Below are 24,135 nucleotides of genomic sequence, written 5' to 3' on the forward strand. Positions count from 1 at the left end.
GCCTAGGACGGGAGGAAGGGGGTGGGGACGGGTATGAACGAATCCGCGGGCTCTGAGCCCGCGGATTAGCACGTTCGGGTGATAAACGGAGGTCTTCCCGGAGACGGAGACCGGCCCTCGCGCCGGCTCGCGCCGGAGGGCCGGGGTCAGCCGGAGGTCAGGACTCCTGGGCCGTCGCGGTCACGTCGTGCTCGGGCACGGTCTGACCGGAGCGGATCAGATCGATGCGGCCCATGACCTTGGCCCGCAGATCGGTGGGCACGTCGTCATGGCCGCAGCACCGCTTGACCAGCTTCTTGACGGCCTGTTCGAGGCCGTACTTCTCCAGGCACGGGGAGCACTCTTCGAAGTGGACCTCGAACTTGGTGCAGTCCGCGTCCGGCATCTCATGATCGAGGAACTCGTAGAGATGATCGAGTACCTCACTGCAATCCGTCTCGTGCGGCTCTCCGCAGCTCATGAGCCCGAGCCTTTCGCTTCGTTCGACTCTCCGGCGCCGGCGGGGACCAGCCCGCGGTCACGGGCGTAGTCCTCCAGCATGCCGCGCAGTTGGCGACGACCCCGGTGCAGCCGGGACATCACCGTACCGATGGGTGTCCCCATGATGTCCGCGATCTCCTTGTACGCAAAGCCCTCTACGTCCGCGAGATAGACGGCGATGCGGAATTCCTCGGGGATCGCCTGCAGCGCTTCCTTGACGTCCGAATCGGGCAGGTGGTCGAGCGCCTGCGACTCGGCGGAACGGAGGCCCGTCGACATGTGCGACTCGGCACGCGCCAGCTGCCAGTCCTCGATCTCCTCGGCCGCACTGCGCTGGGGTTCGCGCTGCTTCTTGCGGTACGAGTTGATGAAGGTGTTGGTGAGAATGCGGTACAGCCACGCCTTGAGGTTGGTGCCCTCGCGGAACTGGTGGAAGGACGCGTACGCCTTGGCGTACGTCTCCTGCACCAGGTCCTCGGCGTCGGCCGGGTTGCGCGTCATGCGCAGGGCGGCCGAGTACATCTGGTCGAGGAATTCGAGCGCGTCCCGCTCGAAGCGCGCGGTGCGCTCGGCGGACGACTCCGTGCTCGTGCCCTGGCCCTCGGGCTGCTCCGCCTGGCCGTGTTCGGTCCCTGCGTCGGTCCCAGTGACCGGACCCACCTCCTCCAGCGATGTAGTGGCACCGAGACCGGTCCCACTGGAATCGGAGGATAGACGAACATCATGCCCGCCCGCCGCCCGAATCGGGGCGTTCTTGCCCGCGTGCAGCACCGTCCAGTCCAGGTCAGCGCGGCTGCTGCGGCTCGGGCAGAAGGTCGAACCCATGCGGCGGACTTCCTCTCGTACGAACGGTCCAGCACGCTCCGTGCTGTCTGATCGGCACAACAGAAGTCCGTCACTCTGCATTCCCGGCCGTCACCCGAGTGACGCGGCCCACCGCACGACACCGTCCGTGACGACCTTCAGGGCCTCCTCCTGGCCGATCGGAGCCCGCTTCGGGACGGCGAAGCCGTGATCGCCGAAGGGCACCTCGATCAGCTCGTACGAGCCCGGCGGGAACTCCTCCGGCTTCCCGAAGGGGTCGTTGCCGCCCTGGACGACGAGCGTGGGTACCCCCGCGCCGAGCAGCTCGCCGGCGCGGGACTTCTCGGGCTTGCCCGGCGGGTGCAGCGGGAAGCTGAGCGCGAGAACGGCGGCGGCCCCGAGTTCGGCCGCGGTCCTGCACGCGACGCGGGCTCCCGCGCTGCGGCCGCCGGAGACCACGGGGAGCCCCGGCTTCGCCAGCGCCGGCCACACGCCCCGCCATCCCACGTCCAGCGTCCTGGGCGCGGGCGCCACCTTCTTCCCGGCCACCCGCCAGGGCTGCTCGACGAGCGCGACGCTCACCCCGTGGGCGGGCAGCACCTCGGCGAGCGCCCGCAGGTCCCGGGCGTCGATGCCGCCGCCCGCGCCGTGGCTCGCGGCGAGGACGAGCCGCGCCCGCCGCGCCCGGTGCCAGGTGACGCGCGCCGTACCGGCGTCCGTCTCGATCGTCTCGCTCGCGTTGCTGATCTCGGTCACGTCAGAAGAGTGTGCCTTCCTCGGGCCCTTCCAGCTCCTTCAGCAGCTCCGGTCCGTTGTTGCGGACATTGCTGACCGCGGTCGAGACGGGGTAGGCGCGCAACAGACCGGCGGGCGGCGGCGCGAGCAGGTCACGGAGGGCGTCCGGGTCCGTGCCGGCCGGGTCGAGCCAGCTGTCCCAGCGGTCGGGCGTGAGCATCAGGGGCATCCGGGGGTGGATGTCGGCCAGCGCGTGCGGGCCCTCGGCGGGGGCTGCCGCGAGCGGGGTCGTCTCCGCCTCGGTCGTGATGACCGAGCAGGTCACCCACCAGGCCAGCGGATGCTCGTCCGGGAGCGTCCGGTCCCGCCAGAACTCGTACAGTCCCGCCATCGCGAAGACCGAGCCGTCCGCGGGCGTCACGAAGTACGGCTGCTTGCGCGGCCGCTTCCTCCTGCCCTCGACCTCCAGATCGCGTTCGGCGCTGCCGGTGACCCACTCGTAGTAGCCGTCGGCGGGGATGATGCAGCGCCGGGAGGTGAAGGCCCGGCGGTACGAGGGCTTCTCGTGCACCGTCTCCGCGCGGGCGTTGATCATCCGGGCGCCGCCCTCGGGTGTCTTGGCCCAGGACGGGACGAGTCCCCACTTGAGTCTCCGGAGCTGGCGAACCGGCCTCGGGCTGTCCGCGTCCTTCACAGGACGGTCGAGTACGGCGTAGACCTCCTTCGTCGGGGCCACGTTGTAGTCGGGTGCCAGGGCCTCCTCGGGCTCCCTCTTCTCGATCTCAAAGACTCCTGCGAGATCCTCGGGTCCACGACTGGCTGCATACCGTCCGCACATACGTGCAACACTGCCAGATTCCGCGTTACGAGAGGGAGCCACCGCCGACAATGGACAGCACCGCATCCACCTCGCTGGCCTCGCTCGCCTCCCTCTGGGACGAGGTCTTCGGCACTCAGCCGGACCCCGATCTGTGGGTGGTGATCGCCACCATGGTCGCGGCCCTCGCGGTGATCGTCCCGCACGGCGTCTGGCGCCTCTCCCGCAACGCCATCACCATCGCGCACGAGGGTGGCCACGGCCTGGTCGCCCTGCTCACCGGGCGCAGCCTCAGCGGCATCCGGCTGCACTCCGACACCAGCGGCCTCACGGTCAGCCGCGGCAAGCCGACCGGCCTCGGCATGATCCTCACGGCGGCGGCGGGCTACACCGCTCCCCCGCTGCTCGGCCTCGGCGGCGCCGCGCTGCTCGGCGCGGGCCACATCACCCTGCTGCTGTGGCTGGCCACGGTCCTGCTGATAGCCATGCTGGTGATGATCCGCAACGCGTACGGCGCGCTCACCGTGATCCTCACCGGCGGCACCTTCCTGCTGGTGTCCTGGCTCGCCGGACCCCAGGTGCAGGCCGCGTTCGCGTACGCCGTGGTGTGGTTCCTGCTCCTCGGCGGCGTCCGCCCGGCCTTCGAACTCCAGGCCAAGCGGATGCGGGGCAACGCGGGCGACTCGGACGCCGACCAGTTGTCGCGGCTGACCCACGTACCCGCCGGGCTCTGGCTGTTCCTCTTCCACGCCGTGTCGCTGTGCTCGCTGATGGGCGGCGGGCGCTGGCTCCTCGAGGTGTGAGCGCGCACGACGGCCGAGGGTCCTTGAGCTGGGCCGCAGCCGTCGGCGGGCCTGCGGGGACGCGCCGCGCCGGACCACCCTGCGCGGGCGCCGCCGGGCGTGACGGACCCGCGGCTGCCCGGCGCCCTGCCACTAAAGTGGGGCGCATGACCGTGAACCCCGCCCACACCGCCCTCTGGCCAGCCCCGCACGCAAGCGGAGCCGTCGACGCGACGGTCCACGTGCCGGGGTCCAAGTCGGTCACCAACCGCGCTCTCGTGCTCGCCGCGCTGGCCTCCGAGCCGGGCTGGCTGCGCCGCCCGCTCCGTTCCCGCGACACCCTGCTGATGGCCGGCGCGCTGCGCGCGATGGGCGTGGGCATCGAGGAGACGGTCGCCTCCAGCTCGACGGTCGCGGCGGGCCCGGACGCCTCCGGCGAGGCCTGGCGGGTCATCCCCTCGGGCCTGCGCGGCCCGGCCACCGTCGACGTCGGCAACGCGGGCACCGTGATGCGCTTCCTGCCCCCGGTCGCCGCGCTCGCGGACGGCCCCATCCGGTTCGACGGCGACCCGAGGTCGTACGAGCGTCCGCTGAACGGCGTGATCGACGCGCTGCGCCTGCTCGGCGCCCGCATCGACGACGACGCCCGCGGCGCGCTGCCGCTGACGGTGCACGGCGGTGGCGCCCTGGACGGCGGCCCGGTGGAGATCGACGCGTCGTCGTCGTCCCAGTTCGTGTCCGCCCTGCTGCTCTCCGGCCCGCGCTTCAACCAGGGCGTCGAGGTCCGGCACACCGGCTCGACACTCCCGTCCATGCCGCACATCCGGATGACCGTGGACATGCTGCGCGCGGTCGGTGCCCAGGTGGACACCCCGGAGTCGGGCGGCGAGCCGAACGTCTGGCGGGTGACGCCGGGCGCGCTGCTCGGCCGCGACCTGATCATCGAGCCGGACCTGTCGAACGCCCAGCCGTTCCTGGCGGCGGCGCTGGTGACCGGCGGCACGGTCGTCGTCCCCGACTGGCCCGCGCACACCACCCAGCCCGGCGACCGGCTGCGGGAGATCTTCACCGAGATGGGTGGTTCCTGCCAACTGACCGAGAGCGGACTGGAGTTCACCGGTTCGGGTGCGATTCACGGTATCGACGTGGACCTCGGCGAGGTCGGTGAGCTGACCCCGGGCATCGCGGCGGTCGCGGCGCTCGCCGACTCCCCCTCCACGCTCCGCGGCGTGGCCCATCTGCGGCTGCACGAGACGGACCGGCTGGCCGCGCTCACCAAAGAGATCAACGAACTCGGCGGCGACGTCACCGAGACCGCCGACGGCCTGCACATCCGGCCGCGCCGACTGCACGGCGGCATCTTCCACACGTACGACGACCACCGCATGGCCACGGCCGGCGCGATCCTCGGGCTGGCGGTGGAAGGCGTCCAGATCGAGAACGTGGCGACGACGGCGAAGACCCTGCCGGACTTCCCCGACCTGTGGACCGGAATGCTCGGGAACTGACGGGCGGACCTGGATCATGCGCCGCTACAACAAGAACACCGACGAGGACGACATCCGCCAGCGGCCGAACCGCAAGGGCAACCGTCCGCGTACGAACATCCGCCCCAAGCACGAGGAAGCCGTCGAGGGCATGGTCCTCACGGTCGACCGGGGCCGTCTGACCTGCCTGGTCGAGGACCGCGTCGTGATGGCGATGAAGGCCCGCGAACTGGGCCGCAAGGCCGCCGTCGTCGGCGACCGGGTGGCCATCGTCGGCGATCTGTCCGGCGAGAAGGACACCCTCGCCCGCATCGTCCGCATCGAGCCGCGCGGTTCGGTACTGCGCCGCACGGCCGACGACGACGATCCGTACGAGCGCGTGGTCGTCGCCAACGCCGACCAGCTCGCCATCGTCACCGCCCTCGCCGACCCCGAGCCGCGCCCCCGCCTGATCGACCGCTGTCTGGTGGCGGCCTTCGACGGCGGTCTCACCCCGCTCCTCGTCCTGACGAAGTCGGACCTGGCCCCGCCGGACAAGTTCCTGGAGCTGTACGGCGCGCTGGACATCCCGTACGTGGTGACCAGCCGCGACGAGCTGCAGAGCGAGGCCGCCGCCGACCTGGTGCGTGAGCAACTGGTCGGCAGGATCACGGCGTTCGTCGGTCACTCGGGCGTCGGCAAGACGACCCTGGTGAACGCGCTGGTGCCGCCGGAGCAGCGCCGGACGACCGGTCATGTCAACGCGGTCACCGGCCGCGGCCGGCACACCACCACCTCGGCGCTCGCCCTGCCGCTGGCGGGCAGTGCCGGCGGGTGGCTCGTCGACACCCCCGGTGTCCGGTCCTTCGGCCTGAACCACGTCGACCCGTCCCGGGTCATCCACGCCTTCCCCGACCTCGTACCCGGCACCGAGGGCTGCCCCCGCGCGTGCAGTCACGACGAGCCGGACTGCGCGCTCGACCAGTGGGTGGCGGACGGCCACGCGGACCCGCAACGGCTGTACTCGCTGCGCCGGCTGCTGGCCACACGGGAACGCCGCGAGGGCGACTGACGTCTCCCGTGTTTGCGTGCGCCCGCCGTCGGTAAGGGCTTCTCCCGGCCGGTGAATGCATAATCGCACCGAGCCGGATCCGGGCCAGCCGAAGCAGTCGACGTGCGGATGAGGGAGGACACGACATGGCGTGGCTGCTGGTCGTTGTGGCGGGACTGCTCGAAACCGGCTTCGCCGTCTGCCTGAAGCTCTCGCACGGCTTCACCAGACTCTGGCCCACCGTCGCCTTCTGCGTCTTCGCCCTCGGCAGCTTCGGTCTGCTGACGCTCTCCCTGAAGAAGCTCGACGTCGGTCCGGCGTACGCGGTGTGGACCGGCATCGGCGCGGCGGGCACCGCCATCTACGGCATGATTTTCCTCGACGACCTGGTCTCCGTCCTCAAGATCGTCTCGATCAGCCTGGTCATCATCGGCGTCATCGGGCTCCAGCTGTCGGGGTCGGCGCACTGATCACGCGCTGTCGGGATGGGTGCACCGAGCACTGATTCACGCGCACCGGGGCGCTCAGACCCCGAGCCGCTGCGACGGCGCCAGCGCGGCCTTGACCAGCTCCGTGACCCCTCCCTGGGCGGGCGGCGCCACGACCCACGACAGCGCGAGCCGGACCACCAGTTCGCACGCCCGCGTGACCTCGGGGGTGTCCGCCCTGGACAGGGCCAGGGCGGTGACCGCGCGGTCACGGACCAGCGCCACGAAGTCGGTGGGCGAGGGCAACGGCCCGTCGGCCCGCCGCTGCGCGGGCACCGCCGACGACGAGGGCACGGCGGACAACGCGGGCGAGGGCAGCCGCTCGCCCCAGCACCCGGTCAGCATCGCCCGCACCAGCGCGTTGCTGCGCGCCGCCGAGGCGGTCCACTCGGCGGCCGCGACCAACCGCTCCCGCGCGTCCGTATGGGCGGCCAGGGCCCGGTCGACCCCGGCGAGATACGCATCGGCCTCCCGCCGTACGAGGGCACGCGCGAGCCCGTCCTTGCTCCCGAACTCGTTGTACAGCGTCTGGCGTGACACCCCGGCCACGGCGGCCACATCGACCATCCGCACCGCGGACCACGCCCGGCGCACCAGCGCCGTATAGGCGGCGTCCAAGAGGGATTCTCGCGCTGCGGGCATCATCGCCTCCCTGGGGCGAGCGACTCTGCAGCCAGATTTGACGCGTACTGAAGCACTGTCAAGGGTTCGCGGCGGCTCCGAGGGGCGCGCGTACGGACCCGCACGCATCCGGGCCCCGGACACGAGCCCCCGCCACCGTCCCCGGCGGCAGCACCCCGGCCCGCCACCGGTCCCCCGGCCCGACCCCCGGCCCCGGCCCCCGCCCCTGCCCCTGCCCCTGCCCCTGCCCCTGCCCCCGCGATGATCCCCGTCCTGTGTAGCCCCGTCCCGACGCGGGCAGATACGGTTCACCCATGCCCGACTATCGCGATGACCTGCGCCTCGCCCATGTCCTGGCGGACGCCGCCGACGCCGCGACGATGGACCGGTTCAAGGCGCTCGACCTGAAGGTCGAGACCAAGCCGGACATGACGCCGGTGAGCGAGGCGGACAAGGCCGCCGAAGAACTCATCCGCGGCCAGCTCCAGCGGGCCAGGCCGCGCGACGCGATCCTCGGCGAGGAGTACGGCATCGAGGGCACGGGCCCGCGCCGCTGGGTCATCGACCCGATCGACGGCACCAAGAACTACGTCCGCGGTGTCCCCGTCTGGGCCACGCTGATCTCCCTGATGGAGGCGGGCGAGGGCGGCTACCAGCCGGTCGTCGGCGTCGTCTCCGCCCCCGCGCTCGGCCGTCGCTGGTGGGCGGCGAAGGGGCACGGCGCCTTCACCGGCCGCAGCCTGTCCTCGGCGAGCCGTCTGCGGGTCTCCAGCGTCTCGCGGATGGCCGATGCGTCCTTCGCGTACTCCTCGCTGTCCGGCTGGGAGGACCAGGGCCGCCTCGACGGCTTCCTCGACCTCACGAAGGCGGTCTGGCGCACTCGCGGTTACGGCGACTTCTGGCCCTACATGATGGTCGCCGAGGGCTCGGTGGACATCTGCGCCGAACCCGAGCTGTCGCTCTGGGACATGGCGGCGACCGCGATCGTGGTGACCGAGGCGGGCGGCTCCTTCACCGGCCTCGACGGACGCCCCGGCCCGCACAGCGGCAACGCGGCCGCGTCGAACGGCCTGCTCCACGACGAGATGCTGGGCTATCTCAACCAGCGGTACTAAGGCCGATTACGGCCTGACCTGGGTGTTCCCTCCTCCCTCAGAGTCACTGGGCCGTCATGGGGCCGCGAGCAGCGTCAGCGCGTTGGGCGCTGACCAGAGAGCCGTCGACCGACAGTCACGGCGCCGGCGGCGCATGAGCGTGAGCCGGAAACCGAGCACTTCGTTCGGCGCAAAGCCTGTTTGCGCCGATGGCTACCTTGGGTAGTCAGGAGTCTTGGTGAACAGAATCTCACGCTTTTTGCCTAATTCTCCTTAGTGTGGTGGCAATTCCATGAATACGGAACTGCTCGTGGCAACCCTTTCCGGGATTGTCGCCCTGGTGAGCGCGGCCTACAGCACTCAAGCGAACAGGAAGAATTCGCTTCTCGCAAACGACTTGGAGCGACAGAAGGTCGAGCACCGTCGCGCGCTGGAGCGACAGGACGTGATGAGCCGTTTTCGCGACCCACTACTCTGGGCCGCCTTCGACTTTCAGTCCCGCCTCTTCAATATTGTCAATGGGTACTTTCTGCGAATTCACTTCACAGAATCCCGCGACCGACAGTACGCAATCCGCAGCACCCTGCATGTACTTGCCGAATACCTTGGATGGGTCGAGATCCTCAGGCACCGTATCTATTTCCTTGATCTCGGCAACAAAGAAGCCAATCGTCAGCTTGTAGCCCTGTCTACCCGTATCGGCGCCGTCCTGAACAGCGACGGCTACCCAGATCGGCACTTCCAGTTGTTTCGCAGCGACCAGAGAGCCATCGGGGAACTCGTAATAGCGGATGATAAAGATCACTGCATGGGATATGCAGAGTTCTGCACACGACTAGAATCGGATCCAGAGTTCGCCGACTGGTTCGCACGCCTATCCGCCAGTGTCACAGAATTGGCTTCAATTCCGGGACGGCATCCGCGCCTGGTTGACCTGCAGGTTGCCTTGATGGACTTGATCGATTTCCTTGACCCAGAGCAAGAACGTTTTCCCCAGAAACGCCGATTCAGAACCACAACCGAAGGCCAGTTGTACTGACCGGCTAACAACGGCGCGCAACTACGACCGTGTGCAGCAAGCCGCAACGATAGGCGACAACGGTCGTGCAGTCTCCGTCACGCCGCAGGGCGATACCCACGCCACTGAAGGAAGTGCTCGAAGCGGGTCTACTGGCGGCGCTTAGGCCAAGCCTGCTCGTTCTATGTGAGCCGGACGTTCGTAAAATCACAGGAGACAGCCGCCAGCCATTTGCGGGCGTACTTCGATCAGCCTCTGGCGCTTTCGCGGCGCTTGGCTGCGGAGCGATTACTGCGAGACGACAGCTTGGACGACGGGAAACGGTCGGAAGTGCCGGGAGCGCTCGTGCTGGCAATAGCAGCCGACTCGAAGGCCACGCCGAACGACGAGAAGCAGGCAGCCTCATCCACGTGACGTGGGCCCGAGTCATGTTGGGGCGGATGTCAGCGACTTCGCGTTCGACCCACCGTAAATCTACCGATCGGCAGATTTGCGCCGCCGCATGAGCAAGGCCTTCTACCCCTGACGCTGGGCCGCCCGTGGGCCGTCCGACGGGGACCTGCAACAGCCACCAACGACGACCACAAAATGCAGATCTCCGGCCGGGTGCAGAACGATGCCGCACCCTGCCGGACAGTCAGATCAATACCAGCGGTACTAGTGACGTCCGGTCAACCCGGGCCCGGCCGTTCCGCGTTGTCTGGCGTTCTTCCCGGCAGGCCGCCGCGAGAAGGCCGACTGCAGCCGACCTGACCGGCGCACGACGCGTCGGTCAGGTCCCGCAAGGCCGGGGGACGGACGTACGTAGCCGTGATGTGACTGTGACGCACCGCGTTGCCGCTCGATGCCATGCTGCGGATATGTCTGATGAATCGCTCGCCGAGAGAGCCATTCCGGCCACGTCGCTGTCGGCACCGGCACCGGCAGAGCCTGCGCGGGGGCATCGGTGGTGGGGCGTCGTGGCGGCGTCGGCGGCGGCCGGGCTCGTGATCGGTTCGGGTGCCGTCGCCCTGGCGTGGAATCTCTCCGGGTCCGGGGACGGCCAGGCGTTCACGCTGGTGGGGCAGGTGCAGATCGGGGGCAGCTCAGGAGCCTCGGGGCCTTGCAGCGGCGATCAGGAGTTCGGTGACCTCGACAAGGGTGCGCCGGTGACCGTCTTCGACTCGGCGGGCCGGGTCGTCGCGACCGGGTCACTCGGAAGCGGCGCCTACGACGCCTTCGCGAGGTGCGCCTTCCCGATCGCCGTGCGGGGCGTGCCGGGCGGATCGAACTCGTACACGGTGCAGGTCGGTTGGCACGCGAAGAAGAGGATCACGAACGAGGAGGCGCGGACCGGAAGCCTGGTCGTGAAGTTCGGCATGGCGTGATCGGAATCCGGCCTCGCGGGTGCGTTGCGCATGCCGGCCCGGCACGCGAAGAGGTGCCGCACCTCAGCGGCCGGAGCAGTCGGCACCGGCGGTACCGGCGCGACGCGTGAGCAGCCCCGGCCGGCCCGGGACTGCTGAGTAACCCCCGGGCGCCCCCGAACTCACGGCACACGCCCCCTTGTTGACCCTCCCTTTAACTGCGACCCTGAGAGCTCCCCCACTTGTGAACTTGTGAACCGCTTCTCTTTGCGCTCCACCAAGGAGCCGAGGAGCCGGCGGATCACCAAGGAGGTGGCTCCAGCCCATGCTCGTTCGCGACGCCATGAGCACGGTGGTCCTCACCATCGGCCCGGCACACACGCTCCGCCAGGCGGCCCGTCTGATGTCCGCACGCCGCGTCGGCGCGGCGGTGGTCCTCGACGAGGACTCCTCCGGCCTCGGCATCCTCACCGAGCGCGACATCCTCAACTCCCTCGCCCACGGCCAGAACCCGGACTCCGAGACCGCAGGCAGCCACACCACCACCGACGTCGTCTTCGCGGCATCCTCCTGGACCTTGGAGGAGGCCGCGTCCGCGATGTCGCACGGCGGCTTCCGGCACCTGATCGTGCTCGACGGCAGCGGCCCGGTCGGCATCGTCTCGGTGCGCGACATCATCCGCTGCTGGGCGCCCGCGCGGCAGAACGTACCGGCCTGAGCACACGAGCGGGCCGGAGTCCCGGGGTGAACCCGGGACTCCGGCCCGCTCGCCCACCGTAGACAGGCGCACCCGTCACACCCGTCGCCCGCGGTCAGCCCCGCAGGGCCCGGACGGCGGCTTCCAGTCGCTTGCCGAAGTCACCGTCAGCCCGACGGAAGTTGTCGATCGCGCGCTCGGCGATGTCGTCACGGGAGACCTTGGCGATGAAGCCCGCCAGGTTCTCGATCAGCCGGCCCTTCTCGTCCTCGGACATCAGGCGGTAGAGGTTGCCCGCCTGCACGAAGTCGTCGTCCTCGGAGTGGACCGGGGCCGCCGTGGCACCGGTGCCACCGGTGACCGCGACCGGCTGCCACAGCGGCCGGTCCGTCTGGAAGGGGCCGCCGAAGCTGTTCGGCTCGTAGTTCTTCGCGCCCTTGTGGCGGCCGTCGTACAGGAAACCGTCGCGCGCGTGGGTGCGCGCCTCGGTGGCGTGCGGGCGGTTCACCGGCAGATGGTCGGCGTTGATCCCGACCCGGTAGCGGTGCGCGTCCCCGTACGCGAACAGCCGCCCCTGGAGCATCTTGTCGGGCGAGGGCCCGATCCCCGGAACGAAGTGCGCCGGGGAGAAGATGCTCTGCTCGACCTCGGCGAAGATGTTCTCCGGGTTGCGGTCGAGCTCCAGCCTGCCGATCTCGATCGGCGGGTAGTCCTCGTGCGGCCACACCTTGGTGAGGTCGAACGGGTTGAAGCGGTACGTCGCCGCCTCGGCCGCGGGCATGATCTGCACCTGCACGGTCCAGGACGGGAAGTCACCGCGCTCGATGGCCTCGCGCAGGTCGCGCTGGTGGGAGTCGGGATCCTCACCGGCGAGCCGGCCGGCCTCGGCCTGGGTGAGGTTCTTGATGCCCTGGTCGGTCTTGAAGTGGTACTTGACCCAGAAGACCTCGCCGGCCTCGTTGTTCCACTGGTAGGTGTGCGAGCCGTACCCGTTGAGGTGCCGGTAGGAGGCGGGGATTCCCCGGTCGCCGAAGAGCCAGGTCACCTGGTGGGTGCTCTCCGGGCTCAGGCCCCAGAAGTCCCACACGTTGTCGGCCTCCTGGGAGCCCGTGTACGGGTCGCGCTTCTGCGTGTGGATGAAGTCGGGGAACTTGATGGCGTCCTTGATGAAGAACACCGGGGTGTTGTTGCCGACGAGGTCGTAGTTGCCCTCCTCGGTGTAGAACTTCAGCGCGAAGCCGCGGGGGTCCCGCACGGCGTCCGCGGATCCGAGGTTCCCGGCCACCGTCGAGAACCGCAGGAAGGTCTCGGTCCGCTTGCCGACCTCGGAGAGGAACGCGGCGCGGGTCCACCGCGAGACATCACGGGTCAGCGTGAAGGTGCCGTACGCGGCGGCACCGCGCGCGTGGACGACACGCTCCGGAATGCGCTCCCGGTTGAAGTGCGCGAGCTTCTCCAGCAGGAGCTGGTCCTGTACGAGGACGGGCCCGCCGACGCCCGCGGTCTCGCTGTTCTGATTGTCGGCGACCGGCGCACCGGCCTCCGTCGTAAGCGGTCCCTGCGTCACGTGCGCCTCCAGCGTCATCCAGGCCGGTCCGGCCCCCTTGGCCACTACCGAACCCTGACCTTACATTAGACAATGTCTAAGTCAATTCAGCTTCTAAAGTCACACCTGTTCGGGATCTGGTTCACCTGCTGTTACGCTGACCTGTATGAGTGACCTGTTGGAACGACTGCGCGGACGTGGATGGCGGATGACCGCGCAGCGACGTGTCGTGGCCGAGGTCCTCGACGGCGATCACGTCCATCTGACGGCCGACGAGGTGCACGCCCGGGCCGTGGCCAAGCTGCCCGAGATCTCCCGGGCGACCGTCTACAACACGCTGGGTGAGCTGGTCTCGCTCGGCGAGGTGCTGGAAGTCGCCACGGACAAGCGCGCCAAGCGGTACGACCCGAACGCGCACCGGCCGCACCACCATCTGGTCTGCGCCCAGTGCGGCGCGATCCGCGACGTCCACCCGATCGGCAACCCGCTGACCGACCTCCCCGACTCGGAGCGCTTCGGCTTCACGGTCTCGGACGTCGAGGTGACGTACCGCGGCGTCTGCCCGAACTGCGCGGCGGCAACGGCGGCATAGAAGCACGCACACGAAAGCCCCGGCACGCGACGCGCGCCGGGGCTTTCCGCTGCCCTCTGCCCGCCGTTCGGCGTTCGGCGTTCGGCGTTCGGCGTTCGGCGTTCGGCGTTCGGCGTTCGGCGTTCGGCGTTCGGCGTTCGGCGTTCGGCGTTCGGCGTTCGGCGTTCGGCGTTCGGCGTTCGGCGTTCGGCGTTCGGCGGAGCGCTTCCGCTCCACGGCCCGGGAACACACCGAGGGCCGGAACCCTTTCGGATTCCGGCCCTCGGCCTTCAGTAGCGGGGACAGGATTTGAACCTGCGACCTCTGGGTTATGAGCCCAGCGAGCTACCGAGCTGCTCCACCCCGCGTCGATGAACTGAACAGTACGTCAACTCTGTGGCCAGCGCAAATCCCTTGATCGAACACTCCGCAGGCAGCTCTTGAGGCCCTGTTCTGCCCCGGGCGGGACGGCCGCCGGCACGCCGGAGCGAGCCGAAGGGGAGCCCCGCACGCTCAACCCGAAACAGGCCCCGGCCTTGCCCAGCCAAGGGCGCACCCACACGCTGAGGCCGATCCGGGACCCCGCACGCCCAGGTCGGGGTCCGGGACGCTCAGGCCGGGGCTCGGGACGCTCAGGCGGAGCTCGGGACGCTCAGGCCAGGGCCGGGGACGCTCAAGCCAGGGCAAGGCGGACCCGCTCACCTCGGAACGGAGCCCGGCGCGGGTCTCAGGCCGGACAGGGGCCCTGGCCGAGCCTCGCGACCCGGCCGCCCGCCGCACCTCACGCGGACAGCTCCTCCCGCAGAGCGTCCCGCAGCCGCGCCGCCCGTTCGGAGACCTCCGCCGGCCCCAGGGACACGGCCCGGTCGGCCCAGCGCTGCCCCTCCGCCAGCTCCCCGCTCCGCGCGTACACGAGCGCCAGCCGAAGGGCCGCCCGCCCGTGCCCCGCGTCGGCCGCGCGGGTCCACCACAGCGCCGCCTCCGGCTCGCTCCCCTCGCGGGCCAGGAGCAACCCGAGATTGAAGGCGCCGTTGCGCGACCCGGCCTCGGCGGCCTCGCGGTACCAACGGGCCGCCTCCACCACGTCGCCCCGCGCCGCGGCCAGCATCCCGACCCGCACCTGCGCACGCCGGTGCCCCTGGGACGCCGCCCGCTCGTACCACTCCTCGCACTCGCTCTTCTCCTGCGCGGGCTCCCCGAGTTCGTGCGCGGGCGCCGGCGGGCGCCGGGCGTCGAGCACGGCGGCCAGCCGGTAGGCGGCCTCGGCGCTGCCGCCTCCCGCGGCGCACCGCAGATGCCGCTCCGCCGCAGGCTCGTCGCCCTCCCGCAGCCGGGCGATGGCGACCTGGAGCGCCGCCTCCGTGTGCCCGGCGGCGGCCGCCCGCTCGTACCACCGCAGCGCGGCGGCGTCATCGCTGTCGGTGGCGCGTCCGGCGTGCAGGATGCCGAGGTTGAACGCGGCGTCCACACTCCCGGCCTCCGCCGCCTTGGAGAACCACGGCTCGGCTCCGGCCGCGTCGCCGACCTGGAGCAGCAGGATCGCCAGAGCGTTCGCGGCCTCCCGATGACCGGCGTACGCGGCCCTGCGGTACCACTGCTCGGCCTGCGCGGTCCGCCCCTGCTCGGCGCAGAGCAGTCCGAGGTTGTACGCGCCGTTCACATCCCCCGCGTCCATCGCGGCCCGGTACCACCGCTCGGCGGTCTGCGTCTCACCGCGCTCGGCGTGCTGGGCGCCCAGCGCGTTGGCGGCGTTCCCGTCCCCGTCCTGCGCGGCCCGCAGCCACCAGACGGCGGCGCTCTCGGGGTCCCCGGCGTCGCGCAGCAGGAACCCGAGGGCGCAAGCGGCACGCGCCTCCCCGTCCTTGGCGGACGTCAGATACCAGCGCCCGGCCTCCTTGAGGTCGCCCCGCTTCTCCAGGATCGCCCCGAGGTGCAGCGCGGCCCTCCGGTGCCCGCGCGCGGCCGCCTGCCGGTACCACTGCTCGGCATCCTCACCCGCGGCACCGATGACACCGTTGTCACCTACGGCCTCACCCGAGTCCAGGGCCTTGCGATCAAGCGTTCGCGCCAGCCGGTACGCGGCCTCGCGGTGCCCTCGCTCGGCGGCGGCCCGCATCCACTGCTCGGCACCCACATCACTGCGGTGCTCCAGCAGATCGGCGAGCGCGTACGCGCCGAGGGCGTGGCCCTGCTCGGCGGACTGGCGCAGCCAGTACTCGGCGGCGGGCTCGTCGCCGCGCTCGCGGTGGTACCGGCCGAGCGCGTGCGCGGCGGCCGCGCTACCGGCGACGGCGGCGATCCGCCACCACCCGGCGGCCTCCTCCGGGTATCCGCGCTGGTGCAGGAGGACACCCAGATTGTTGGCGGCCGCGCGGTCACCGGCGGCGGTGGCCGCGCGCAGGTGGGATTCGGCTGCGTCGAGATCGCCGCGGCGCAGCAGCATGGCTCCGAGGACGCTCATCGCCTCGACGTCGCCGGCTTCGGCGGCCGACCACTGGCGCGCCTCCTCGGCAGCCTCGCCGGTCTCGTCCCGGTCGGAAGGCTGCGTGAGATCCGCAGGCTGCACAAAGTCGGCAGGCTGCGCAAACCGCCCTGTATCCAACAGAGTTGCCTTGTCCCCCATAACGTCCATCGTCGCACCACCTGCAACCTGGGTACACCTGGTATACCGCAGCCAGTGAGGTCACTTCAGCGTTTTGTCGACATGCCCACAGAGAGACAAGTCAAACACAGATCGCCCAACTCCCCTCGCATGTCGCGGCACTTCACACGAGTCGCCAGGTCACCAGGGGCGCCCCGGCGTGGCGTCACACACGTCGAAGGCCCGGATCCATGATCTGGATCCGGGCCTTCGACTTCAGTAGCGGGGACAGGATTTGAACCTGCGACCTCTGGGTTATGAGCCCAGCGAGCTACCGAGCTGCTCCACCCCGCGCCGTTGTGTTGCAACCGTACCACGGCGCGGGGTGGCTCCTGATCAGCCGCTTCCTGGGCTCTTGTCGCTGCTCGGGGTGCCGCTGGGGCTGCTGCTCGGACCACCGCTCTTGTCGGCGTTCTTGTCCGTCGTCTTGTCGGTCGTCTTGTCGGCGCCCGCGCCGGCCTTGGCCTGTGCGTCCTCGGCCCGCTTCAGCGCGTCCTCAAGGTCCTTCTGCGCCTCGCCGTACGCCTTCCAGTCGCCCTTCTTGAGGGCTTCCTGCCCCTGGTCGAAGGCCTTCTGGGCGTCGTCGAGCGCGTCCTGGACCGTCGGATTGCTGGACGTGGGCGGATTCTTGGTGCCCTCGTCCGGTGGCGGCGTGGTCGAACTCTCCGCCCCGAAGACCACGTTGAGCGCCTTGTCCAACGTGTCCTCGAACGCGGTGCTGCCGCCGTAGGTCACCAACACCTTGCGCAGCAGTGGGTACTTGAGATCGCCACCGCGGACGTAGACCGGTTCCACGTAGAGCAGTCCGTCGTCGAGCGGCACGGTCAGCAGGTTGCCGTACTCGACCTCCGAGTCGCCGCCTCTGAGGAGCCTGATGGACTCGGCGATGGACGGCTCGGAGTTGAACTGGCTCTGCACCCGTTTCGGTCCGTCGACCGTTCTGCCGGTCGGCAGTTTCAGAATGTTGATCTTGCCGTAACCGGGTGTCCCCGCCTCGGCGTTGACCGACACGAAGGCGCTCAGGTTGTCACGGCCGTTCGGTGTCATCGTCGTCGTCAGTGAGAACGCCTGCGACGTCTTCCCCGGCAGCTGCATGCTCAGGTAGTACGGCGGCACCGCGCTGCCCGACTTGTTGGTCGGGTCGTCCGGGACCTGCCACACCTCGCTGCCGCTCAGGAACGTCTGGGCGTCCTTCACGTGGTAGCGGGTGAGCAGTTCACGCTGGACCTTGAACAGGTCCTGCGGATACCGCAGATGAGCCATCAGCGCCGGCGAGATCGAACTCTTCGACTTCACCGTGTTCGGGAACGCCTTCATCCAGGTCTTCAGGACCGGGTCCTTGGTGTCCCACTGGTAGAGCTTGACGTCGCCCGTGTACGCGTCGACGGTCGCCTTCACCGAGTTGCGGATGTAGTTGACCTGGTTCTGCTGGGCCACCACCGCACGCTGGTTGTTGGCCGCCGTCAGCGAGTCCGCCGTGGTGTCGCCGAGCGTGGTGCGCGAGGCGTACGGATAGCCGTTGGTGGTGGTGTACGCGTCGACGATCCACTGGATCTTTCCGTCGACGACCGCCGGATAGGCGTCACCGTCGATGGTCAGCCAGGGGGCCACCGCCTCGACCCGCTCCTTGGGCGTGCGGTTGTAGAGAATCCGCGAACCCTCGCCGATCGCGCCCGAGTACAGGATCTGCGGCTCGCCGAACGCCACCGCGTACGCGGCGCGGTTGACCGGACTGGAGAGGCTGATGCCGCTCTTGCCCTTGTAGCTGGTGGTCTTCTCACCGCTGTCGTCGGAGTAGTCGATCTCCTTCTGGGGACCGCCGACGATCGAGTACTGGGTGGTCTTCTCGCCGTAGTAGATCTGCTGCTGGTACGAGCCCAGGTCGCCCTTGGACGGCAGGTCGTACTCGGTGAAGACCGGCCGGCCCTCGTCGTCGCCCGTGGTGCCCTTGGCCGCGACGGCGCCGTATCCGTGCGTGTACCGGAAGTGGTCGTTGATCCAGTTGTTCTTCGGGATGCCCGCGAGGTTCAGCTCGCGCAGACCGATGACCGTGTCCTGGTCCTTGCCGTCCTTGGTGTACCGGTCGACGTCCAGGTTCGACGGGAAGCCGTAGTAGTTCCGCACCTGCTGGAGCTGCTGGAAGGTCGGCGACACGATGTTCGGGTCCATCAGCCGGATGCTGGCGGCGGTGTCGGCGTCGTCGCGGAGCTTGGCCTTGTCCTTGGTGTCGCTCAGCCCCGGGTAGTTCTGCACGTCGGTGCCGTCGATCCCGTACGCCTCGCGGGTCGCCTTGAGGTTCTTCTCGACGTACGGCGATTCCTTGGCCTGCTCGTTCGGCTGGACCTGGAACTTCTGGACGATCGCCGGGTACAGACCGCCGATGAGGATCGCCGAGAGCACCATCAGACCGAAGCCGATCACGGGCAGCTGCCAGGTGCGCCGCCACAGCGTGGCGAAGAAGAGCAGCGCGCAGATGACGGCGATGCAGAACAGGATCGTCTTGGCCGGCAGATAGGCGTTCGCGTCGACGTACCTCAGGCCCGTCCAGTTTCCGGTCGCCTTGAAGTCACTGGACTTCACCGCGAGCCCGTACCGGTCGAGCCAGTAGGCGACCGCCTTCAGGGCGACGAAGATGCCGAGGAGCACCGAGAGGTGCCCGGTGGCCGCGGCCGTGGCACGCGCTCCCGGGCTGGTGATCCGCAGACCGCCGTACAGGTAGTGCGTGAGCGCGGCGGCGATCAGCGAGAGCACGGCGGCGGCGAAGCCGAAGCCGAGCAGGAAGCGGTACCAGGGCAGGTCGAAGGCGTAGAACGAGACGTCGAGGTGGAACTGGGGGTCCTTCTGGTGGAAGGGCACTCCGTTCACCCACATCAGCCACGTGCGCCACTGGCCCGAGGCGGACGCGCCGGCGATCAGCCCCACCAGGGACGTGATCGCGAGCAGCAGCCACCTCTTGTAGGGCGCGATGCCCATGCGGTACCGGTCGAGGCTCTGCTGCTCCATCGACATGGCGCTCAGCGGCGGGCGCAGCCGGTGCGCCAGCCAGATGTTGAAGCCCACCGCGGCCGCCATCAGCAGACCGAAGACGAAGAAGAGCCCTATCTTGGTCCACAGGGTGGTGGTGAAGACCGACGAGTAATGAACCGATCGGTACCAGAGCCAGTCCGTCCAGAACCCCGCGAACATGACGAACGTCATGGCCAGCACGGCCAGCACGCCCAGTGTCATGAGCAGGGTCCGGACACGCCGGGACGGTCGGCCCACTCTGATCCGTGGCCCCGACGGGCCTCCGCCGCGGTCCGGCATCTGGAAAGCCAAGGTGCGCACCTCGAAGTCGCTGTTGATCCGTCAGGCCCCCGTGTCGGTGGCCGTCCGTAAGGCTCCGTGATCGAGGAGCCTCATCTATGCAACTTACTCACGCTTTACTCGGTTCCCGGTTCCGGGTACGAACGAGGCAGGATTGTGACCATGTCCAACACTCCCATGGCAGCGAACCCGCTCACCCGGGCCGTACTCGAGATCGACGAGTACGCCTCCGGCCTCGGCTGGGACCAGCCCGCTCGCCTCTTCGCCCTCGTAGACACCGCACGGCTGCGGGTCCAGGAACCCGGCCTCGCCGCCCAGCTCGGCCTGGAGGACGAGCAGGCGACCATCGGTCTCACCCCCATCGAGCAGGACGAGATCCCTGCCGGAAAGCCGCTGGACGAGTTCCTCGGCACGATCGCCTGGCCCGACGCCGTGGTCGGCTGCGCGCTCACGGTGGAGCGGCTGATGCTGCCGCCGTCCGCGGAGGCCTCGGTCCCGGAGGGTCTCAGCGGCAAGAAGCTCACGCAGTGGGTCGCCGCGCACCCGGACCGTCAGGAGGTACGGATGACGGTCGGCGTCCTGCGTGACGGCACCCGTGACTCGGCGCTGCGGCTGCGCGAGAAGGACGCGCCGACGGAGGTGCTGACGGGAGGCGGCCTGGTGCCGGGCCTCGCGGAGGCGCTGTCGGCGACGTTCGCGGACTGAGACGTTCGCGGACCGATCCGCGGAGCGACGACGTGAGAGGGGGCGCCCCGGAGTTCCGGGGCGCCCCCTCTCACGCGGCAGCGGTACCGTGCGGGCCGGTGGTGTCGGTCAGCCCTTGGTGGTGCACTTCGGCAGGTCGGAGGTCCGGCCCGCGCTGATGTCCTTGAGGGCGCCCATCGCGTCGTCGATGGTGTCGACCTTGACGAGCGTGAGCCCGCTGGGGGTGTCCTTGGCCGCGGCGGCGCAGTTGTCCTTGGGCGTCAGGAAGTACTGGGCGCCCTTGTCGCGCGCGCCGACGGTCTTCATCTCGATGCCGCCGATGGGGCCGACCTTGCCGTCGTCGTCGATGGTGCCGGTGCCCGCCACGAACTTGCCTCCGGTGAGGTTCCCCGGAGTGAGCTTGTCCACGATGCCGAGCGCGAACATCAGACCCGCGCTCGGACCGCCGACGTCGGCGAGCTTGATGTCGACGGTGAACGGGAACGTGTGGTCGGTCCCGGCCGAGATCCCGACGATGGCACGGTCGCTGCCGTCGTCGTCGGACTTGGCCGTGGTGATCGTCACGTCCTTGGTCCCGGTCGCCGTCCGGTTCTCCTTCTCGGCGGCGGCCTGCTCCTTGGCGGGCACGATCGTGAACACGACCTTGTCGCCGGGCTTGTGCTTGGTGACCAGCTTCGCGACGTCGTCGGGCGCCTTCACCGCCGTACCGTCGACAGCCTTGATCACGTCACCGGCGTGCAGCCGTCCTTCGGCCGGCGAGCCCTTGAGGACGGTGGAGACGATCACCCAGGACTTCACCGGGATGTCCAGTTCCTTCAGAGCGGCCACCTTGGCGCTCTCCTGGGACTGGCTGAACTCCTCGGCGTTCTCCTGCGTCGACTGCTCCTCGGTCTTGCCGTCCGGGTAGAGGGTGTCGTGCGGCACGATCTTGTTGTCGTGCGCCAGCCATCCGTACACGGCCTCGACGAGGTTCATGTTGTAGTCGGCGCTGGTGACCCGGACCGTGGTCATGTTCAGGTGCCCGGTCGTCGGATACGTCTTGCGCCCGGAGATCTGCAGCACCGGCTCGCCCTCGTGGTCACCCAGTGTGTTCACGGTGGGACCCGGCGACATCTCCGAGTACGGCACTTTGATGAACACTCCCGCGCACAGGAGCGCGATCAGGATCAGAGTGGAGGCGAGCATCGTCGCGGTGCGGCGTGGCATGGAACGACAGTACGGGACGGTGCTGTAAGCGCACCGTCGGGGCCGTCCGTACGTGGTGCTGCCCGAGCCCGCCCCCGAGGCACGATCGCCCGCTTTCCGGCGGTGGTCCGCTGCGTTCCGCGCGATGCCCGGAGCGGGCCGGGATCCTCGGACCGCCTCGGCCGCGCACCCACGGGCATCGCGCGGAGGCGGACCGGGGTCTCACACCGCGTCGGAGGGGGACTTCTCCCGGGTGTCGGACCGTTCCATGGCCTCACGGAAGCGCGTGTATCCGGCGAGCTCGACACCGTCTCCCGCGGCCTTGCGATTCCGGCCGGCCCAACTGCCCCACAGTCCGGCACCGATCGCGGCCATAAACGGAATCAGCAACCAGGCAAGCGCCGCCATGTCGACCTCCCAACCCCATGAGCGACCGCAACTGACTGATCAGCAGATTAACCATCCGCAGTGTTAACGCTCACGGCAGGGCCCCGGTTACGCAACCGGAAGAGGGGCGCGAAACAGGTCGGTCCTCAGCGGCGGAGAATCCCGCCCGTCTCAGCAGGCGCCGACCCACTCCTGCGACCCGTCGGAGAACGTCTGGTGCTTCCAGATCGGCACTTCGTGCTTGAGGTCGTCGATGAGCTTGCGGCAGGCCTCGAAGGCCTCGCCCCGGTGCGCGCACGACACGGCGACGACGACGGCCAGGTCCCCGACGGCCAGGTCACCCACCCGGTGAACGGCGGCCAGCGCCCGCACCGGATACGCGGCGACCACCTTCTCCGCGACCCGCCGCATCTCCGCCTCGGCACTGGGGTGGCACGAGTACCCGAGCTCGTCGACGTCCGCGCCTCCGTCGTGATTGCGCACGGTCCCCACGAACAACGCGGTCCCCCCGGCGGCGTCGTCCCCCACGGCCTTGAAGACCTCGTCCAGGGAGAGCGGTTCGTCGCGGATCGCGAGCAGCCGGATCGGATCCTGCGCGGCCTGCTCACCGGGATGGTCATAGGTAGGTGCCATGGCTCCATCGTGCCGCACCCCGCCGACACCGTGGAATACGGTTTTCACCCGGCACTCACGCGTACGGCTTTGGAGCCTCCTACAGGGCGGCCGGCCCCCACTCCACGAGCCCGTCCGTGACGCGCACGACGCCCACCTTCACGCCCGGCCCGACAACGGCCGGCGGCCCCCGGCCTCACGAGCCGGTCCCTGCCCGGCCCCAGGGCGGGCCGGCCTTCGCAGCGCGGTCCGGCACCGGCCCACGGGACGGGATCACCCGATCCGGACCGGTTCCGACACCCACAAGGCCCAACCGCGCAGACCGGTCCGTGTCCGTTCCGACGGACTCGGCTCCCCAGCCCGGCCACGCCCGGCCCACAGGGCGGGCCGACCCCACGGCACGGCCGCCCGGAACCGGCCCGCGGCCCCGGACCGTGCGGCCCCGCAGCGCCGTCACCCTCCCGCACGTTCCGCCGCACGCCCTGCCACGCCGTCACCTCCCGCACGTCCCGCCGCGGCACGCCGCACCGCGTCAGACCACGGACCACCCACGGCACGGCATCGCGCGGCCGTGGCCGCCTCAGATCCGGCGACGGGCCTTCCGCGCGCGCCGGACCACCGCGGCCGCGCCCAGCAGGGCCACCGTCGCGCCCGCCGCGCCCGCCGCGGTCGCGTCCTTGCGTCCCAGCCGCCGGCCCGCCACCGTGTGCCGCCCGGCAACCTCCTCCAGCAGCTCCGCCAGGACCTCCTCGTTGGTCCACTGCGGCCGCCATCCGGCGTCGTGCAGTCGGCTCCCGCTCACCACCCAGGGGTACATCGTGTAGGCGAGGTCCCCCGCGGGCGAGGGAGTGAGCCCGATCCGGTGAAGCCGGGCGGCGGCGCCCAGCGCGACCGCGGACGGCAGTTCCATCCGCCGGATCCCGCTCAGCTCCTCCACCTCCTCCTGCTCCAGCCATCCGTCGCAGCCGACGGCCAGCTCGCCCTCCACCTTCTCGACGACCGCGTACTCCAGCGCGCTGCACAGATCCTCGACGTGGCAGAACTGCCAGGCGGGCCTCGACCCCGCCACGACCAGCAGCCGGGGAGACTCGAAGTACCTGGTCAGCGCGGTATCGGTGCCGCCGCCGACCAGCACCCCGGGCCGTACGACGGTCACGTTCAGGCCCGGGTGCGCGCGCGGGGCGCGACGCGCGAGCCGCTCGATCTCCAGGAGGTCACCAACCCCCGTCGCCTCGGCCGTCGCCCGCAGTTCGGCGTCCTCGGCGAGGGGCAGCTCGTTGTCGGGCAGCGCCCCGTAGACCATCGCCGAGGTGCACAGCACGACACGGTGGACCCCGGCGGCCGCGGCGGCGGTGAGCACGGTCTGCGTCCCCCGGACGTTGTACGCCGTCCGGGCGGCCGCGTCCGTCTCCAGATCGAGGTCGAGCGCGAGATGCACCACGACGTCGGCGCCGCGCAGCTTCTCGGCGATCGCCGGGTCGCGGACGTCCAGGATGTGCCACTGGGCGTCGGCGCACTCGCCGCGCCGCTCGTCGATCGCGACGACCTGCTTGATCTCCTCGCTGGCGGCCAGCCGCTCGGTGAGCAGCGCGCCCACACCGGCCGCGGCGCCGGTGACCGCGACGACGGGGCCGCGCGAGGCTGGGCTGGTTGAGTGGTTTCGCGCTGCGCGAACCTGCGGATCTGGGGAACTCACCGGGCGTCTCCAGCGGTTGTCTTCAGTATGGACGCGCGTGACGCGCCCGTACCAGGTGGCATCCATCCTGCCGCAGGCGACGAGTCG

The 24,135-nt window shown here is 69.9% G+C and carries 22 protein-coding genes and 2 tRNA genes; 10 read left to right on the forward strand and 14 right to left on the reverse strand.

All coding sequences use genetic code 11. The features are described from left to right. Positions 1 to 157 precede the first annotated feature (157 nt). The 4 genes from rsrA to OOK38_RS07215 all read right to left on the reverse strand — a co-directional run bounded on the left by rsrA (position 158) and on the right by OOK38_RS07215 (position 2,857). Entirely contained in the window at positions 158 to 460 is a 303-nt protein-coding gene (gene rsrA, locus OOK38_RS07200) for a mycothiol system anti-sigma-R factor (RefSeq protein ID WP_103548068.1), read from the reverse strand. Further along, on the reverse strand, positions 457 to 1,140 hold the full coding sequence (sigR, locus tag OOK38_RS07205; RefSeq protein WP_189189352.1) for an RNA polymerase sigma factor SigR: 684 nt from the start codon (positions 1,138 to 1,140) through the stop codon (positions 457 to 459). Before sigR ends, rsrA begins: the two co-directional genes overlap by 4 nt. Before the next feature lie 255 nt (positions 1,141 to 1,395). After that, complete coding sequence (locus OOK38_RS07210; RefSeq protein WP_266762566.1) at positions 1,396 to 2,040, reverse strand: alpha/beta family hydrolase; 645 nt, start codon at positions 2,038 to 2,040, stop codon at positions 1,396 to 1,398. Position 2,041: 1 nt separating this feature from the next. After that, a complete protein-coding gene (locus OOK38_RS07215; RefSeq protein WP_266848242.1) occupies positions 2,042 to 2,857 on the reverse strand; it encodes an SOS response-associated peptidase in 816 nt (271 codons plus the stop codon). Positions 2,858 to 2,907: 50 nt separating this feature from the next. On the opposite strand from OOK38_RS07215, the gene OOK38_RS07220 reads away from it, so the two are divergent. From OOK38_RS07220 to OOK38_RS07235, 4 genes are all read left to right on the forward strand, one after another. Continuing rightward, positions 2,908 to 3,639: a M50 family metallopeptidase gene (locus tag OOK38_RS07220; protein ID WP_266762562.1), complete on the forward strand. Its 732-nt coding sequence runs from the start codon at positions 2,908 to 2,910 to the stop codon at positions 3,637 to 3,639. 146 nt (positions 3,640 to 3,785) lie between these two features. Beyond that, a complete protein-coding gene (aroA, locus tag OOK38_RS07225; protein ID WP_266848244.1) occupies positions 3,786 to 5,126 on the forward strand; it encodes a 3-phosphoshikimate 1-carboxyvinyltransferase in 1,341 nt (446 codons plus the stop codon). 16 nt (positions 5,127 to 5,142) lie between these two features. Further along, on the forward strand, positions 5,143 to 6,156 hold the full coding sequence (gene rsgA / locus OOK38_RS07230; RefSeq protein ID WP_266762558.1) for a ribosome small subunit-dependent GTPase A: 1,014 nt from the start codon (positions 5,143 to 5,145) through the stop codon (positions 6,154 to 6,156). Positions 6,157 to 6,281: 125 nt separating this feature from the next. Beyond that, positions 6,282 to 6,605: a multidrug efflux SMR transporter gene (locus OOK38_RS07235; RefSeq protein WP_266762556.1), complete on the forward strand. Its 324-nt coding sequence runs from the start codon at positions 6,282 to 6,284 to the stop codon at positions 6,603 to 6,605. Positions 6,606 to 6,659: 54 nt separating this feature from the next. Here OOK38_RS07235 and OOK38_RS07240 read toward each other — a convergent pair whose 3' ends face one another. Further along, on the reverse strand, positions 6,660 to 7,268 hold the full coding sequence (locus tag OOK38_RS07240) for a TetR/AcrR family transcriptional regulator (RefSeq protein WP_266762554.1): 609 nt from the start codon (positions 7,266 to 7,268) through the stop codon (positions 6,660 to 6,662). 290 nt (positions 7,269 to 7,558) lie between these two features. On the opposite strand from OOK38_RS07240, the gene hisN reads away from it, so the two are divergent. The 4 genes from hisN (at position 7,559) to OOK38_RS07260 (ending at position 11,420) form a co-directional block, all read left to right on the forward strand. Continuing rightward, on the forward strand, positions 7,559 to 8,359 hold the full coding sequence (gene hisN / locus OOK38_RS07245; protein ID WP_266762552.1) for a histidinol-phosphatase: 801 nt from the start codon (positions 7,559 to 7,561) through the stop codon (positions 8,357 to 8,359). 271 nt (positions 8,360 to 8,630) lie between these two features. Then, positions 8,631 to 9,377, forward strand: a complete 747-nt coding sequence (locus OOK38_RS07250; RefSeq protein ID WP_266762550.1) for a hypothetical protein — start codon at positions 8,631 to 8,633, stop codon at positions 9,375 to 9,377. 839 nt (positions 9,378 to 10,216) lie between these two features. Then, on the forward strand, positions 10,217 to 10,723 hold the full coding sequence (locus OOK38_RS07255) for a hypothetical protein (protein WP_266762548.1): 507 nt from the start codon (positions 10,217 to 10,219) through the stop codon (positions 10,721 to 10,723). Between the two features lie 304 nt (positions 10,724 to 11,027). After that, complete coding sequence (locus OOK38_RS07260; protein ID WP_266762546.1) at positions 11,028 to 11,420, forward strand: cyclic nucleotide-binding/CBS domain-containing protein; 393 nt, start codon at positions 11,028 to 11,030, stop codon at positions 11,418 to 11,420. Positions 11,421 to 11,514: 94 nt separating this feature from the next. Here the strand turns inward: OOK38_RS07260 and OOK38_RS07265 are convergent, their stop codons facing one another. Beyond that, the gene (locus OOK38_RS07265; protein ID WP_323178840.1) at positions 11,515 to 12,984 is read right to left on the reverse strand and encodes a catalase; all 1,470 of its coding nucleotides are present in this window, start codon (positions 12,982 to 12,984) and stop codon (positions 11,515 to 11,517) included. 127 nt (positions 12,985 to 13,111) lie between these two features. On the opposite strand from OOK38_RS07265, the gene OOK38_RS07270 reads away from it, so the two are divergent. Further along, entirely contained in the window at positions 13,112 to 13,537 is a 426-nt protein-coding gene (locus tag OOK38_RS07270; RefSeq protein ID WP_266762544.1) for a Fur family transcriptional regulator, read from the forward strand. 273 nt (positions 13,538 to 13,810) lie between these two features. On the opposite strand, the gene OOK38_RS07275 is transcribed toward OOK38_RS07270, so the two are convergent. From OOK38_RS07275 to OOK38_RS07290, 4 genes are all read right to left on the reverse strand, one after another. Then, positions 13,811 to 13,884, reverse strand: a tRNA-Met gene (locus tag OOK38_RS07275). Between the two features lie 413 nt (positions 13,885 to 14,297). Then, on the reverse strand, positions 14,298 to 16,148 hold the full coding sequence (locus OOK38_RS07280; RefSeq protein WP_266762542.1) for a sel1 repeat family protein: 1,851 nt from the start codon (positions 16,146 to 16,148) through the stop codon (positions 14,298 to 14,300). Positions 16,149 to 16,377: 229 nt separating this feature from the next. After that, a tRNA-Met gene (locus OOK38_RS07285) sits at positions 16,378 to 16,451 on the reverse strand. 42 nt (positions 16,452 to 16,493) lie between these two features. Continuing rightward, positions 16,494 to 19,463, reverse strand: a complete 2,970-nt coding sequence (locus tag OOK38_RS07290) for a UPF0182 family protein (protein WP_266765842.1) — start codon at positions 19,461 to 19,463, stop codon at positions 16,494 to 16,496. A 162-nt stretch (positions 19,464 to 19,625) separates the two neighbouring features. Between OOK38_RS07290 and OOK38_RS07295 the strand changes: the two genes are divergently transcribed. Next, on the forward strand, positions 19,626 to 20,168 hold the full coding sequence (locus OOK38_RS07295; RefSeq protein WP_266762540.1) for a PPA1309 family protein: 543 nt from the start codon (positions 19,626 to 19,628) through the stop codon (positions 20,166 to 20,168). A gap of 108 nt (positions 20,169 to 20,276) precedes the next feature. Here the strand turns inward: OOK38_RS07295 and OOK38_RS07300 are convergent, their stop codons facing one another. The 4 genes from OOK38_RS07300 to OOK38_RS07315 all read right to left on the reverse strand — a co-directional run bounded on the left by OOK38_RS07300 (position 20,277) and on the right by OOK38_RS07315 (position 24,048). Next, positions 20,277 to 21,374 carry a PDZ domain-containing protein gene (locus OOK38_RS07300; RefSeq protein ID WP_266762538.1) on the reverse strand — a complete coding sequence of 366 codons (1,098 nt, stop codon included), beginning with the start codon at positions 21,372 to 21,374 and terminating at the stop codon, positions 20,277 to 20,279. Between the two features lie 201 nt (positions 21,375 to 21,575). Continuing rightward, the gene (locus tag OOK38_RS07305; RefSeq protein ID WP_266762537.1) at positions 21,576 to 21,761 is read right to left on the reverse strand and encodes a hypothetical protein; all 186 of its coding nucleotides are present in this window, start codon (positions 21,759 to 21,761) and stop codon (positions 21,576 to 21,578) included. A 150-nt stretch (positions 21,762 to 21,911) separates the two neighbouring features. Continuing rightward, positions 21,912 to 22,373 carry a molybdenum cofactor biosynthesis protein MoaE gene (locus OOK38_RS07310; RefSeq protein ID WP_266762535.1) on the reverse strand — a complete coding sequence of 154 codons (462 nt, stop codon included), beginning with the start codon at positions 22,371 to 22,373 and terminating at the stop codon, positions 21,912 to 21,914. A gap of 559 nt (positions 22,374 to 22,932) precedes the next feature. Further along, positions 22,933 to 24,048, reverse strand: coding sequence for an SDR family oxidoreductase (locus OOK38_RS07315; protein ID WP_266762533.1), 1,116 nt, complete (start codon positions 24,046 to 24,048; stop codon positions 22,933 to 22,935). Between the last annotated feature and the right edge of the window lie 87 nt (positions 24,049 to 24,135).

Source organism: Streptomyces sp. NBC_00568 (genome assembly GCF_026341855.1).
Lineage (GTDB): Bacteria > Actinomycetota > Actinomycetes > Streptomycetales > Streptomycetaceae > Streptomyces.